Below are 14309 nucleotides of genomic sequence, written 5' to 3'. Positions count from 1 at the left end.
TATGTCCGTCCCCACTGCACCAGTTGAACCCGTGCGGATGAGCCAGCCGCAGTTCTCCGAGCTTCCCAGATTGGCAAGGCGACATCCCTTGGTGTTTGCGGGCGGCGGGCTATTGGCGGTGTTGATCATTTTGGCATTTGCGGCACCATTGTATGTCGGCGATCCACTCAACATAGATCCATTCTCCCGTCTTCAGCCGCCTTCCTCCGAAAACTGGCTTGGAACTGATAATCTGGGCCGCGACGTGTTTGCACGAATGGCCGTCGGCGCACGGATCTCCCTCATGGTAGGTTTGATTTCGGCCGCGAGTGCGGTCGTGCTCGGACTTCTCGTCGGTGTAATGGCCGGCTACAACCGCAGCTTCGACAACATCGTCATGCGACTCATGGACGGCTTGATGTCGATCCCCTCGATGCTGCTGGCAATTGCCCTTGTTTCGCTGACCGGTTCCGGAGTCGGAATTTTGATTTTCGCCATCATGATCACCCAGATCCCAAGCACCGCACGGCAGGTGCGTTCGGTCGTTCTGAGTGTTCGACAGCGTGCCTACGTGGAGGCTGCGGTCTGCGGCGGAGCTCGCCTGCCGAAGGTGCTCTGGCGTCACATTCTTCCTAGCACCGTTCCGCTGCTCATGGTGCAGAGCGCTAATCTTTGCGCAAGCGCCATTCTTACGGAGGCCGGACTGAGCTTCCTTGGGGTTGGTCTGCCTTCAGAAATTCCAAGTTGGGGCAATATGATCTCAAGTTCTCGCTTGTATCTCGCTGTCGCGCCATGGTCGGTTTTAGCTCCCGGCATCTGCCTTGCTATGACGATCCTGGCGGTCAACCTTTTCGGGGATGGATTGCGAGACCTGTTTGACCCCCGCGCAAAGCGTGCGCGCTGACATGCAGCATCATGTGACCGCTGACAATGACGTGCTTCTCGATGTTCGAGATCTCGAGACACATTTTCTCCGCGAGGAGGGCGTTACCCGCGCAATCGCCAACGTCTCCTTCCAAGTAAAGAAAGGTGAGACGCTCGGCGTGGTAGGCGAATCCGGCTGTGGAAAAAGTGTAACGGCGCTATCCATCCTTCGCCTGCTGCCGAAGACCACCGCCAAAACCGTCGGGGGCGAAATCCGCTTTCATGGACGTGATCTGCTGAAATTGTCGGAACCGGAGATGCGTCGGATCCGTGGCAACCGGATCGCCATGATCTTCCAGGAGCCGATGACGAGCCTGAATCCGGTCTACAGTGTCGGTCGCCAAATTGCCGAAGCCGTACAAATTCACACGAGGACGTCTCGCCTGGAAGCGATGGCGAGATCCGAGGAGATGCTCCGCCTCGTTCGAATTGCTGATCCCGAACGTCGCATCAACAACTATCCTCACGAAATGTCAGGCGGTATGCGCCAGCGCGCCATGATCGCCATGGCTCTCGCATGCACACCGGAGTTGTTGATCGCAGATGAGCCGACGACTGCGCTTGACGTCACTATCCAGGCGCAGATCCTGCGCCTGATCGTCGATCTCAAAGAACGTATGGGAACCGCGGTACTGTTCATCACGCATGATCTGGGGGTTGTGGCCGAGACGTGCCAACGCGTGATCGTGATGTATGCTGGACAGATCGTGGAGCAGGCGAGTGTGTTGGATCTGTTCGCGGGGCCGATGCATCCCTACACCCAAGGCCTCATGCGCTCTGTACCCGATCCGCGGCACGGCCGCCGCCGTCGTCTCCCAGAAATTCCTGGCGTTGTGCCTAGCTTGCGCGATCCAATTGTCGGGTGCAGCTTCGCGCCGCGTTGTCCGTTTGCAACAGCCATATGCCGTGAGAAGAGTCCAACGATGCGTACACTAGCCGGCGGTCATGCCGTGTCTTGCTGGCGCGCCGAAGAGGTAGTGGCTGCATGAGCGCTCCTCTGCTGAAGGTCGAAAGTCTGACTAAGCACTATCCGCTCGCCAGGGTGTTTCTGAAGCGGACGACGCCGGTAGTGCGGGCGGTGGATGATGTGTCCTTCTCTGTCGAGGCGGGTGAAACCCTCTGCATCGTAGGCGAGTCAGGCTGCGGCAAGTCCACGGTGGCGCGACTGTTGATGCGGATGCTACAGCCGACGTCAGGCCGCGTGATGATTGAGGGCACTGACATTGCCGCTCTCGGCTCGCACGCACTTCGCGCGTGGCGGCGCCGCATGCAGATGGTCTTTCAAGATCCCTACTCATCGCTAAATCCGCGCCTTACCGCCGAGCAGATTGTCACTGAGCCTGTCGAGAATTTCGAGCGCCTGAGTCGTAGGCAGCGCAAAGCACTTGCCGCGGATCTTCTCCGAAAAGTTGGTATGTCATCCGAGATGATGGATAGGCTGCCATCTGAGTTCTCAGGCGGACAGCGGCAGCGGCTTGGCATCGCTCGTGCGCTGGCCCTCGAGCCCTCGCTCTTGATCGCCGACGAGGCCGTCTCAGCGCTCGATGTCTCCGTGCAAGCGCAGATACTGAATTTGCTCCTGGATCTGCAGGAACAAATGGGCATAGCTTACGTCTTCATCTCGCATGACCTTACCGTCGTCCAGCATATCGGCGATCGCGTCGCGGTCATGTATTTGGGAAGAATCGTAGAGATCGGCCCGTGTGAGGCACTCTTCGACAACCCCGTACATCCGTACACTGAGGCGTTGATAGCGGCAGCGCCTGTGCCGGACCCCACCCGGGTTCGTCTGAAGGCGCCTGTGGATGGTGAGGTGCCAAGCCCCGTCAATCCGCCAAGCGGTTGCTCATTCCATCCGCGCTGCCCGCTTGCGATCGAGCGTTGCCGAATCGACGTGCCGCCCTTGATGCCGATGCCGGACGGACGGACCGTAGCTTGTCATGTGCGCGCGCCAAATGCCCCGGCTCAGTTGTCCTTTGAAGATAGCTTGCGAACCACGTTCATGGCTCAATTCTAAAAGAGTCCCGAGACATAATCGTGAGAACGCATATTCATGAAACTCTTTGCCGCTACGCTTGCCACCGAAACTAATACCTTCTCGCCTCTCCCGACGAGTCTTGATTCCTACAAGGAATGTCTCTTCTGGAAGCCAGGCGATCCCCTCGAGATGCCGATCTGGTGCACGGCCCCGCTCTGGGTTGCGCGCCGCAGAGCAGCGGCCGAAGGCATCACTCTCGTCGAAGGCAGCTGTTTTGCCGCTGAGCCTGCCGGGAGCACGAGCCGGCGCGCCTACGAGTTCATGCGGGATGAGATCCTGACCCAGCTTAAGGCGGCTCTGCCGGTTGACGGTGTGTTGCTCGGCCTTCATGGCGCCATGCTAGCGCATGGTTATGAAGACGTCGAAGGCGACATATTAGAGCGGGTTCGCGCCCTGGTCGGTCCGAAATGCGTCATCGGGGTCGAGCTCGACCCCCACTGCCATCTCACGCTGAAGCGCGTGAAGCTTGCCGATATCATCGTCCTGTATAAGGAATATCCCCATATCGACGTGGTGGAGCGGGCCGAGGAAATGCTCGACTTCGTGCTCAAGACGCTGCGCGGACAAGTGCAACCGGTCATGTCGGTTTACGACTGTAGGCAAATCCAGGGCTATCCGACGACCCTGCCGCTGATGCGCGACTTCGTGGACCGGATAAAGGCTATGGAAGGTAAGGAGGGCGTGCTCTCGATCTCGATCTGCCATGGCTTTGGTCATGGCGACGTGCCCGAAATGTCCAGCCGCGTCCTTGTCATCACGGACAAGGACAAGGCGAAAGGCGACGCGCTCGCCACCAGGATCGGAGAAGAACTCGTCTCGATGCGCGGCAAGACTTCGCCGCAGTTTTATTCTGTCGAGGACGGAATCACCGCTGCTATCGAATTCAATGATGCGCCGGTCATAATAGCGGATCCGGCTGACAACCCGGGCGGCGGTGCGCCGTCCGACAACACGACCATCATGCGTCGTCTCATCGAGCGCGATGTCAGGAGTGTAGCGGTGGGGCCGATCTGGGATCCCATTGCGGTCCGGCTTTGCTTTGATGCGGAGGAGGGGGCCGAGTTTCAGCTGCGTTTCGGAGGCAAGATCGGTCCCGCGTCCGGTGCGCCGATCGATGCAACTGTAACGGTGCTGGGGCTCAAGCGAGATTGTTGGCAACGTTACGCCCTCTCACCGCATCAACTAGGGGATTGCGCGGCCGTGCGCGTCGGCGATGTTGAGGCGGTGCTGGTCAGCCATCGCTCGCAGGCCGTTGGGCTGGACCTCTTTCTCAACGTCGGCATCGATCCGATGGCCAAGAAAATCCTGGTCCTCAAGTCCAGCAACCATTTTATGGCGGCCTATGGTCCTATGGCCAAGAAGGTGATCTACGTCGACAGCGGCGGCGCTTTGAGCGGCGGCTCCCGAACTCTTCACTACAGGCGTGTCAACCGTCCGATCTGGCCGCTCGACGAAAAGACAGCTCCTGGCCTCATCCTTTGAGCAGGGATAACTGAGAGCCGGTCCCCGATGTTTGATAAGAATCATGTCTGGCAAATTCTGCGTCTGCAGTTACATGCCGTCGCGAGCCAAGTAGCCGTCAAGGCTGTCTTCTGTTTGGCGGGCCGGGCGTCCGACACGTCGGTCAGGCCGCAGACCAGCGACGTCCACCGACCCGCTTCTCGCGGAGCGCTGGGTGTGGCCCCTGCTGACCGCCAACATATCCCTGGGCGATACAGGCTATGCCGACGAGCTCAACCGTTTGGGGTGCCCGAGTCCCCACTTGCGTACAGTTGCCGCTGACGATCTGCAACGCCTGCCCCGAGCGGTCCCGTCGTGCGCCTGCGGTGAAGCCGGTCGGAAAGCCGGATGCCGGAAATCGGCTCGACCTGGTCTCCACGTCGAGATTGCCGCGTTCGCGTCATGCGATGAGAAATTAGCGCAGCAGAAAGCACACCTGAGAACACAAAGATGGAAAGCTGACGATGGTGATGAAATTCGATGTGCTGGTGCTCGGCGCGGGCATCGTCGGTGTTTCGGTCGCGGTACATTTGCAGAACCGCGGTAGGTCAGTTGCGCTTGTGGACCTCAAGTCTCCTGGTAGCGAGACCTCGCTTGGTAACGCCGGACTGATCCAGCGCGAGGGCGTCTACCCTTACGCGCTCCCGCGATCCCCTCGCGCGCTCTTGCATTACGCGCGCAACCGAGCGCCTGACGCAAGATACCATCCGCGCGCGCTGCCGAAGATAGCGCCGTTTCTGATGCGTTACTGGTGGCATTCGGAGCCAACGCGGCACGCGGCGATCGCACGCGCAAACGCCACGTTAATCGAGCACTGCGTGAGTGAGCACCGCGCACTTGCCGAGGCTGCCGGCGCAAGCGCGCTGTTGCGGCGCGACGGCTGGATCAGGATCTTTCGCAGCCGCGCCGCGCAGGATCAGGAGCTGCTTACTGCTGAACAGTGGTACCGGGAGTTCCGCATTGCCTATGAAGCACTGGATTCGGTCCGCCTGCACGCGCTCGAACCCGATCTGAGCCCGGCCGTCGTCGGCGCATTGCGCTACACCGCCGCAGAGTCGGTTACCGACCCGCAGGAGTTGGTGCGCGAGTACGCGCGTCATCTGGAGGCTCTGGGAGGTCGCATTTTCATTGGCGATGCGACCACGCTCGCGCCGCAATGGCGCGTTGATACCCAGGAGGGAGCGATCCACGCAAAATCGGTGGTAATCGCAATGGGGCCGTGGTCGGACCGCATTACGTCCATGTTTGGCTACAATGTGCCATTCGCGGTCAAGCGCGGCTATCACATGCACTACACCCCCAACGGGACCGCGCGGTTGCGCCATCCAGTGGTCGACGAGGAGAACGGCTTCCTGATCGCTCCGATGGCACGCGGCATCCGGCTCACGACCGGTATTGAGCTGGGATTGCGCGATGCGCCAAAAACGCCAGTGCAGCTCGCCGCGGTGGAGCCAGCCGCGCGCGAGTTATTTCCGCTCGGCGCGCGCCTCGACGACGAACCATGGATGGGCTGCCGACCTTGTACTCCCGACATGCTTCCGATCATTGGGCCTGCGCCGCGTCATAGCGATATGTGGTTCGCATTCGGGCATGCGCATCACGGGCTCACGCTCGGCCCAGTGACGGGCCGGCTGATCGCGGAGCTGATCACCGGCACCGAGACCGTCTGCGACCCGGCTCCATTTCGCGTCGAACGCTTTCGAGTGTGAGTGGCACGCGTCCGTTGCCAGACGCTCAACCGGACAGGGCGGCTCGCCGATGCAGTTGGTCATCCGGAACAACCGCTGAACTGGAACGTGTTGTTCAGAAAGGTTGTCCACGCGCTGCCGTAGCAACGCGGCCCCTCGGACGGCAGCAGCCATGTCCCATGACCCTGAACAATCCAGCTAAAGCGCGATGAGGGCAGGCTGAATCGATTTGGGATTGAACGAAGCCGCTGTCGCGGCGTGGGTGGCGAGGTGGCGTAGATCGCCTCCTGGCTGAGAGGATGTGGGTGTTGGAGCCCCGTTCAGACAGGAGTATTGAGATGGCCGATTTGAGCCCTCTTCGCCGCCGCATGATCGAGGACATGACCGTCCACAATCTGTCGCCGGCGACACAGCGATCCTACATCAGTGCGGTTTCGAAGTTCAGCCGGTATTTTGGCAAATCTCCGGATCGGCTGGAGCTGGAAGACGTCCGCGCCTTCCAGGTACATCTGGTCTCGACCGGCATTTCATGGCCAGCGCTGAACCAGATCGCCTGTGCGCTACGGTTTTTCTACGGCGTCACGCTCGGCGAGGCGCTCATCCCGGAGCGCATTCCCTATGCCCGAGAACCCCGCAAGCTACCGGTGGTGCTGAGCGCCGACGAAGTCGTGCAATTCCTCGAGGCGTTGTCGAGCCTGAAGAGCCGCGCCGCGCTCTCCACCGCCTATGCGGCCGGGCTAAGGGCCTCCGAGGTCGCGGGACTGCGGGTCGAAGACATCGATGGCGCCCGCGGTGTCATCCAGGTGCGCCACGGCAAAGGCGCGAAGGATCGCAACGTGATGCTGTCGCCCCAGTTGCTTGGCATCCTGCGCACCTACTGGCGGCTCGCCCGGCCGCGGCTTTATCTGTTCCCGGGCGTGACCAAGATCACCCGATCGATCCGACCGTGTTGCACGCCGCCTGCCGGTCGGCGGTGAAGGCTGCGGGTCTGACTAAGCGCGTCACGCTGCACACGCTGCGCCACAGCTTTGCCGCATCTTCTGGAGAACGGAACCGACATCCGGATCATTCAGGTCCTGCTCGGGCACAATAATTTGTCTTCGACGGCGCGCTATACGCAGGTCGCCCATACGATCCGGGCGACGCAGGGCCCGCTCGACCGCCTGTCGCTGGAGGTGACGCCATCGGGGTGACAGCGCGTCGGGATGCGGGTTATGGCCCGCCCCGACGTCCGCCCGCACAGACCCGCCATCGAGATCGCCAATGTCCTGCGCCGGCATCGCGACGCCTATCGCCGTTTGCATACCGGTCATCTCGGTCGCGTCGAGCGACGTGTGATGAGCGCGATCGTTGCGTGCCGAATCGAGGCGCTCGGCGGCCATATGGAGGCTTGCGACGACTGCGGCACGACCCGCATCGCCTATAATTCCTTCCTTATGGGCAAAGCCGGTAATGGGGACCTGGCAATCGCGATCACCGTATTGTCCTGTGTATTGCCGCGCTCGAGCTCTCCATTACGAGGTACGCCTGAGGAGTTCGATCAGCTGGTCGGTGGGCTGGAAGACGCCGCGCCGCAGGTGGGGCGGCACGATCGCCTCCATCGCATCGAGCTTCTCGGTCGGATCGCCGCGCGTGTAGACCTCGGTGGTCGTCAGCGTAGCGTGGCCCAGCCACAGCGACACCTTCCGGATGTCCCCGGTCGCTTGCAGAACGACCATCGCGCAGGTGTGCCTGAGCACGTGGGGCGAGACGCGTTTCCTGGCGAGACCGGGTTGCTTGCGAGCCGCAGTCGCGGCGTGCTGCCTGAGCAGATAGGCAAAGCCCCATCGGCTCAGCGGCTCACTGCGGGCGTTGACGAACACCTCGGGTGTCGCGACCTGCCCGCGGATGGCCAGCCAGGCACGCAGTGCAGCGGCCGCCGGCTTCCACAACGGCAGCGTCCGCTCCCGGCGTCCCTTGCCGAGCACGCGGATGCTCATCGAAGGCAGGTCGATGTCATCGACCTTGAGGCCCGTCAGCTCGGAGACGCGCAGCCCTGCGCAGACGGCCACGTGCAGCATTGCGCGATCGCGGATGCCATCGCGGGTCGCCGGATCGGGGCGTCGAGCACGGCTTGGAGCTCTTCGCGCAGAAGGTAGGGCACCAGGCGCGTGTCAGTTTTCTTGAACGGGATCGCCAGTACACGGCGGATCTGCGCTCGAGCGCTGCCGGCTGCCGGTACTCGACGAAGCGAAAGAACGATTTGATCGCCGCCAGGCGAACGTTGCGCGTCACGGCCGCGTTTTTGCGCTCGTCCTCAAGATGCTCGAGGAAGGCGCTGACGAGCCCGGCATCGATCTGCTCGAGCGTCAGCGCCGATGGTTTGACCTTGAGCCGGTCGGCGGCGAACACGAACAGCAGCTGGAAGCTCGAGGCATAGGAGTCCCGCGTGTGCCGGCTGGCGCCCCGCTGGCAAGCGAATGTGTCGCGCAGGAACGTCTCGATGAGGGGAGCGATCGGCGTCATGATGACCTCCCTTCGGACATAAACGCTTCGCCGGCCGTGGCGACATCGCGCAAGAGGTCGGGCGTGGCCTCGAGGTACCAGTAGGTCGCGTAGATGTTGACGTGACCCATGTAGGTCGCGAGTGCCGCCATGTGTGCCCCGCACCGGCCTCGGCCGGTCGGGCTGCCTCGCAGCGCGCGCACCGCAAACGTGTGCCGCAGATCGTGCAGGCGAGGACGGCGAGCCGACGTCGATCTGATGCCAGCCTTGTCGACCAGCCTGTCGAAGGTCTCCTTGACGGCAATGTAGCGTAGCGGCCGATTGCGCTTGTCGATGAACACCGGATCATCGTCTGAGCCAGGCCCACGGCGTGCCAGGTATCGCTGCAAGCCGGCGGGCGCCATGTCGTGCAGCGGCACCAGTCGCGTCTTGCGGAACTTGGTCTTGCGGATCAGCAGACCGTCGCGGGTCACGTCCGCGATCGTCAGCTTCAGGGCTTCGGAGATCCTGAGCCCGGTGGATGAGAGCAGCGCGATCAAGATCGCTTGCGTGTGTTGGCGCAATCCGCGCATCGGCCGAAGCCGCAGCGCAGCTTCGACCAGCCGACTGATCTCGTCTGTCGTGTAGATGTGCGGCGTGCGACGCTTCTTACGGGCGCCGAAGTGATTTGCCGGCGGCAGCTCGTGCCCGACGTCTTCCACCCAGACATGGCGTACGAAGCGACAGACGGCTCTTTAGCCGTGCATCGCGTTGCGCGACGGATGGTCCGAGCGCGGCCCAGTCGATCGCTGTTTTTGTCTCGACGTACGTTTGTCCGCGCTCGGCTGCGAAGGCGGCAAAGCTCTTCAGCAGGTACTCCGCGGTCGACATCGCGAAGCCCGTGGTGCGGCGGAGCGCGAGATAGGTCTCGATGGCGTCGAGCATCAGAGCGCCTCCGGCCAGGGCTGAGCAACCTACTTCAGCAGCGCGACGTCGGCCTTTGCGTAATAGGCCGTCGTGTCGATGCCGCGATGCCGAAGGACGAGGCCGCTGTCGAGCGGCACGCCGCGGCGCAGCATCTCGGTCGCCGCGGTGTGCCGCAGAGCGTGGGCCCCTTTGACCGGCGGCACGATGTCGGCCCGCTTCATGATACGCTTAACCACCGACGAGATGCCGTCGCCTCGTCGGAATGGCCGCACGGCGCGATCGTGCGCAGGAACAAGACATCGTTCCGGCGGGTAGACGGCCGGCATTCGAGATAGGCGGCGATCGTATCCCCGACGTCTTGTGGTAGCGGCAGCCGGACCTCGTACCGCGACTTGCCGCAGACCCGCAGCGATCCCGTTTGCCACTCGATATCAGTGAGACACAGTTGCGCCACGTCACCGACCCTCAGGCCGAGTCGCACCAACAAAAGTACGATCGCACGATCACGCCGGCGCGCACCGGCATCGCCGTCACAGGCAGCGATCAGCCTATAGCGCGACAATCTGGATGGGAAGCGCGCGACAATCAGGATGGCGAGTCGGTGTCGCGGCGAGGTGATGATTGCCGCGATGATTGTCGCGCGCAAGAGTTTTGTTCGCTCTGATTGTCGCGGAGCGTCAATCAGCGAGTGTTTTTGGTGTCGCGTGCGAGGATGGTCGCCCTGGACCACGCTTCCGCTCGAGCGCGGTGCGCCTGCGATAGCTTTCGACGTTCATCTCGACGATGGTGGCGTGGTGAACGAGGCGATCGATGGCGGCGAGCGTCATAGCAGGATCCGGGAAGACCCTGTTCCACTCTCCAAAGGGCTGATTGGCGGTGATCAGCATGGAACGCCGCTCGTAGCGAGCGCTGATGAGCTCGAACAGCACGCTGGTCTCGGCCTGGTCCTTGGTGACGTAGGCAAGATCATCGCAGATCAGGAGGTCGAAGCGGTCGAGGCGGTTAATGGCGGCCTCGAGATTGAGCTCGCGCCGCGCCACCTGGAGCTTCTGGACGAGATCGGTGGTGCGGGTGAAGAGGACGCGCCATCCGTTCTCGATAAGGGCCAGGCCGATGGCTGCCGCCAAGTGACTCTTGCCGCCGCCGGGCGGGCCGAACAGCAGCAGATTGGCGCCCTTGCCGAGCCAACCATCGCCGGCGGCGAGCGCGGTCACCTGTGCCTTGGAGATCATCGGCACAGCCTCGAAGTCGAAGTTGTCGAAGGTCTTTCCAGCGGGCAGCCGCGCCTCGACGAGATGGCGCTCGACGCGGCGGCGGCCGCGTTCGGCGATCTCGTGCTCGGCAATGGTGGCGAGGAAGCGGGCCGCCGGCCAGCCTTCCTTGTCGGACTGCTCGGCAAATTGCGGCCACAGCACCTTGTTGGCTGGCAGCCGCAACTCGTTGAGCAATAGATTGAGGCGCGCGGTGTCAATGGTGTTGGCCGTGCTCATGCGGCACCTCCGATCTCGCCGGCACCGATGAGGCACTCATAGGTGGCGAGCGGTGCGAGCTGCACCACGACGTGCGGCACGCAGGCCGGATCGGGAGAGAAGTAAGCGCGCAGCCGGTTGAGGTCGGGCAGTCGGCCGGCATCAAGCTCGGTCGCGAGCTGATCGGCGAGTTCGGCCTCGCAGCCGCGCTCATGGGCCAGTGCGAGCAGATCGACCATGATCCGGCAGGCTTTCCTGTCCGGCAGCCGTTCGCGCAAGCAATCGAAGGTTCGGCGATAGGCATCGCGCGGGAACAGCCGATCACGGTAGACGAGATTGAGCAGCGCCATTGGCTTGCGCCGCAAGGAATGGATCACGTGCCGATAATCGACGACCTGGTCGTGCTTGCCGTTGGAATGCGGCCGCCCACGCGGCAGGGTGACGAGATGGGTGCCGCCGACGAACACGTCGAGACGATCGTCGTAAAGGCGCACCCGCAGTTGGTGCCCGATCAAACGCGACGGCACGGTGTAGAACACCTTGCGCAAGGTGAAGCCGCCGCTTGACGTCACGCGGACAATCACCTCCTCGTAGTCCGAGGTGCGGCGATCTGGCAACGCCTGCAGGGTGGCGCGCTCGTGGTCGATCCGCTTGGAGTTGCGGGCATTACGGCGGCTGACGATCTCGTCGATGAAGCCGCGATAGGCGGCGAGATCATCGAAGTCGGCAGTGCCGCGCAACAGCAGCGCATCGGCGATCGTGCGCTTGAGATGGCCATGCGAGCTTTCGATCGCCCCGTTCTCGTGGGCGATGCCGCGATTGTTGCGGGAAGGCCGCATGCCGTAGTGGGCGCAGAGGTCCTCGTACCGCCTGGTCAGATCGTCCCTCGCATTGCGATCGAGATTGCAGAAGGCGGCCGACAGGCTGTCGGCCCGATGCTCCCGCGGTGCCCCACCGAGCGACCACAGGGCATTCTGCAGCCCTTCGGCCAATGCGACGAAGCTCTCGCCACCGAGCACGACATGGGCGTGTTCAAACCCGCAATAGGCCAACCGGAAGTGATACAGGCGATGATCGAGCGGCACGCCAGCGATGGCGACCCCAAGCTCGCCCATATCGGTGAAGTCGGACAGGCCGACCTGGCCCACTTCGTGGGTCTGGCGGAAGATGACCTCCTGCTCCTCGCCGTGGATCGCCCGCCAGGCGCGGATCCGGCGCTCGAGCGTGCGGCGGATTCCAGCCCCCAGCTCAGGATGGCGTCGGAGCATCTCCTCGAAGATGGCCACGGGCCGCACGCCGGGAGCCGCCTTCAGCATCGGCACGACCTCCAGGCCGAAGACGTTGGCCAAGGGATCCGGCCGCCGCCTTTGCCGCGGTGTCTTCTTTTGCGACGGAAGGCGCAGATCCTTCTCGAGCCGATAAGCGGTCGACGAACTGAACGACGCCTTCGCGGCCGCCTCTGGCGGCGAATTGGTTTGACGGAACTTCATGTAGAGCCTCATCTGGTGATCGGTGACATGGCAGCCTGGCAACGGGTGATTCCTCTTTGGCGAGAAGAACCATCCATCACCGGCCAGCCGCGATCACCAGACGGCGCGGTCCGCTCGGATCGCGCCGTCGCCGGGCTCGTAACTCCGGTCGGGCTACGCCCTCCCTGCGTCACGAGCCCGGCGAAGCTCTCTCATCCTGATTGACGCTGCACTTCCATCCTGATTGCCGCGCCGCAATCAGCCGGTCGAGACCTGCTTGGTCGATAGATACCGGGGCATGTCGGCAAGCTGCCAATGAGCGTAGGCCGGAACGGCGCCATCCTTGTGGCATCCAGGCCAACATGGCGAAGTAAAGCTGAGCGGCTGGTGTTCGACGAGACCTAGACCAGGACCGATATGGCACCCTTGCGGGGGCTGGAAGACGTCCGCGCCTTCCAGGTACATCTGGTCTCGACCGGCATTTCATGGCCAGCGTCCAACCGATCCGGAGATTTGCCAAAATAGCGGCTGAACTTCGAAACCGCACTGATGTAGGATCGCTGTGTCGGCGAGCCCAGTGAGCAAAGTATCAAGGTCGCGTCGAAGGGCGAAGAGGGCTCAAATCGGCCATCTCAATACTCCTGGCTGAGCGGGGCTCCAACACCACATCCTCTCAGTCAGGAGGCGATCTACGCCACCTCGCCACCCACGCCGCGACAGCGGCTTCGTTCAATCCCAAATCGATTCAACTTAACCCCATCCCGCTTTAAAGCCCGGTGGGCTGGCACGCCTCGGCTTCGCACCCGAAGCGCTACGCAAGGATCAACCGCGGCTCGTCATCTGCTCGATCAGCGGCTATGAGGAGAGCGGCCCTTACGCCGATCGAAAGGCATACGACTGCTGATCCAGGCGGAATCGGACTTCTCCTCAATCACCAACGGGTCAGAAGAGCCGGCGCGCTTCGGCATCTCGATCGTCGACATATTGCCACGGGCGCGACAGCCCGTGCCGCGATCCTGGAGACTCTGATCGCGCGCGGAATGACCGGCGAGGGGGCCGATATCCTCGATCCGTCTCTCGATCTTCGACGTGATGGCCGACTGGCCGACTGTGCCGCTGCTGCATGAGCAAGGCGGCAAGCCGCCCAGGCGCCTCGGCCTCGCCCATCCCTCTATCGCGCCTTATGGCGTCTTCTCGAGCAGCGAAGGCAGGCAGAGCCTGATCTCGATCCAGAGCGACCGGGAATGGGTGAAGTTCGCCGCCGAATTTCTGCGCCGGCCGGAACTGGAGACCGACGAGCGCCGTTCGAGCAACGTCGCGCGCGGGCGCATCGAGGACGGACGCGGTTGTGGCCGACACTTTCGCGAATCAAGGGGCGTGACTGCTCCCTCTTTGGCAACGAACTCGTCGTCGCCTTGACTTGCGCCGCGAGGAGATTCGCGCGGCGATAAGCCTGGGACGAAGAGATTCCTGGCGTCTCTTATTTTCCCTTGGTGATCCAATTTGCTGGACCTTGCCCTTGGCCATCATCATTTGGCCATCCCGAGGCTCAATGCCTCATCTTGATCATGGGGAACAACCATGATTGTCACGGATCCCGAGATCACGCTGCAGGCCATGGATTTCGCGCCGCACGTCGCGGCGTAGCTTCGCGTCGAGATTGGAGACCGGTTCGTCGAGCAGGAGCACCTCCGGTTCGATCGCGAGCGTTCTCGCGGTGGCAACCCGCTGCTGTTGACCGCCAGAAAGTTGCCTAGCCAGGCAGTCGTGCAAGAGATCGCGTTGACTCGCCGTACGCTCCTATGGCGTTTGCCTCGATGACATCGTTCTTCGGCTGCTTGCGACGGCGCAG

General features: G+C 62.5%; 14 protein-coding genes and 3 pseudogenes. 8 read left to right on the top strand and 9 right to left on the bottom strand.

Annotation, left to right across the window (positions count from 1 at the left end; all coding sequences use genetic code 11):
* Position 1: 1 nt before the first annotated feature.
* The 7 genes and pseudogenes from IVB07_RS32105 to IVB07_RS32075 all read left to right on the top strand — a co-directional run.
* The gene (locus IVB07_RS32105) at positions 2 to 883 is read left to right on the top strand and encodes an ABC transporter permease (protein WP_247766952.1); all 882 of its coding nucleotides are present in this window, start codon (positions 2 to 4) and stop codon (positions 881 to 883) included.
* 1 nt (position 884) lies between these two features.
* Positions 885 to 1892 (top strand): ABC transporter ATP-binding protein, encoded by a 1008-nt coding sequence (locus IVB07_RS32100; protein WP_247767823.1) that lies wholly within the window; start codon positions 885 to 887, stop codon positions 1890 to 1892.
* Entirely contained in the window at positions 1889 to 2920 is a 1032-nt protein-coding gene (locus tag IVB07_RS32095; RefSeq protein ID WP_247766945.1) for a dipeptide ABC transporter ATP-binding protein, read from the top strand. Before IVB07_RS32100 ends, IVB07_RS32095 begins: the two co-directional genes overlap by 4 nt.
* A gap of 36 nt (positions 2921 to 2956) precedes the next feature.
* Positions 2957 to 4423 (top strand): M81 family metallopeptidase, encoded by a 1467-nt coding sequence (locus IVB07_RS32090; protein ID WP_247766944.1) that lies wholly within the window; start codon positions 2957 to 2959, stop codon positions 4421 to 4423.
* A 488-nt stretch (positions 4424 to 4911) separates the two neighbouring features.
* Positions 4912 to 6150 (top strand): FAD-binding oxidoreductase, encoded by a 1239-nt coding sequence (locus IVB07_RS32085; RefSeq protein ID WP_247767822.1) that lies wholly within the window; start codon positions 4912 to 4914, stop codon positions 6148 to 6150.
* A 278-nt stretch (positions 6151 to 6428) separates the two neighbouring features.
* Positions 6429 to 7322, top strand: a pseudogene (locus tag IVB07_RS32080) (site-specific integrase).
* A gap of 12 nt (positions 7323 to 7334) precedes the next feature.
* Positions 7335 to 7499: pseudogene (locus tag IVB07_RS32075) on the top strand (hypothetical protein); the annotation flags it as partial.
* A 144-nt stretch (positions 7500 to 7643) separates the two neighbouring features.
* Here the strand turns inward: IVB07_RS32075 and IVB07_RS40800 are convergent.
* From IVB07_RS40800 to istA, 8 genes are read right to left on the bottom strand one after another with little or no spacing between them, the layout of a single operon-like run.
* A complete protein-coding gene (locus IVB07_RS40800; RefSeq protein ID WP_247766889.1) occupies positions 7644 to 8189 on the bottom strand; it encodes a tyrosine-type recombinase/integrase in 546 nt (181 codons plus the stop codon).
* Complete coding sequence (locus IVB07_RS40795) at positions 8125 to 8634, bottom strand: site-specific integrase (protein ID WP_346659445.1); 510 nt, start codon at positions 8632 to 8634, stop codon at positions 8125 to 8127. Before IVB07_RS40795 ends, IVB07_RS40800 begins: the two co-directional genes overlap by 65 nt.
* The gene (locus tag IVB07_RS32065) at positions 8631 to 9314 is read right to left on the bottom strand and encodes a tyrosine-type recombinase/integrase (protein ID WP_247766943.1); all 684 of its coding nucleotides are present in this window, start codon (positions 9312 to 9314) and stop codon (positions 8631 to 8633) included. The genes IVB07_RS40795 and IVB07_RS32065 overlap by 4 nt, the downstream gene beginning before the upstream one ends.
* The gene (locus tag IVB07_RS32060) at positions 9262 to 9537 is read right to left on the bottom strand and encodes a hypothetical protein (RefSeq protein WP_247766942.1); all 276 of its coding nucleotides are present in this window, start codon (positions 9535 to 9537) and stop codon (positions 9262 to 9264) included. Before IVB07_RS32060 ends, IVB07_RS32065 begins: the two co-directional genes overlap by 53 nt.
* Positions 9538 to 9566: 29 nt before the next feature.
* A complete protein-coding gene (locus IVB07_RS40375) occupies positions 9567 to 9740 on the bottom strand; it encodes a tyrosine-type recombinase/integrase (protein WP_253075634.1) in 174 nt (57 codons plus the stop codon).
* Complete coding sequence (locus tag IVB07_RS40370; protein WP_253075633.1) at positions 9737 to 10165, bottom strand: tyrosine-type recombinase/integrase; 429 nt, start codon at positions 10163 to 10165, stop codon at positions 9737 to 9739. Before IVB07_RS40370 ends, IVB07_RS40375 begins: the two co-directional genes overlap by 4 nt.
* Before the next feature lie 31 nt (positions 10166 to 10196).
* The gene (istB, locus tag IVB07_RS32050) at positions 10197 to 11009 is read right to left on the bottom strand and encodes an IS21-like element helper ATPase IstB (protein WP_247766940.1); all 813 of its coding nucleotides are present in this window, start codon (positions 11007 to 11009) and stop codon (positions 10197 to 10199) included.
* Positions 11006 to 12490, bottom strand: coding sequence for an IS21 family transposase (gene istA / locus IVB07_RS32045; protein WP_247766938.1), 1485 nt, complete (start codon positions 12488 to 12490; stop codon positions 11006 to 11008). The genes istB and istA overlap by 4 nt, the downstream gene beginning before the upstream one ends.
* 733 nt (positions 12491 to 13223) lie before the next feature.
* On the opposite strand from istA, the pseudogene IVB07_RS32040 reads away from it, so the two are divergent.
* A pseudogene (locus IVB07_RS32040) lies at positions 13224 to 13786 on the top strand (CoA transferase); the annotation flags it as partial.
* Positions 13787 to 14023: 237 nt separating this feature from the next.
* Here the strand turns inward: IVB07_RS32040 and IVB07_RS40605 are convergent.
* A complete protein-coding gene (locus IVB07_RS40605) occupies positions 14024 to 14230 on the bottom strand; it encodes an ATP-binding cassette domain-containing protein (RefSeq protein ID WP_276578205.1) in 207 nt (68 codons plus the stop codon).
* Positions 14231 to 14309: the final 79 nt, after the last annotated feature.

This window comes from Bradyrhizobium sp. 172, assembly GCF_023101065.1.
GTDB lineage: Bacteria > Pseudomonadota > Alphaproteobacteria > Rhizobiales > Xanthobacteraceae > Bradyrhizobium > Bradyrhizobium canariense_D.
This window is presented reverse-complemented; position numbering and strand designations above follow the sequence as displayed.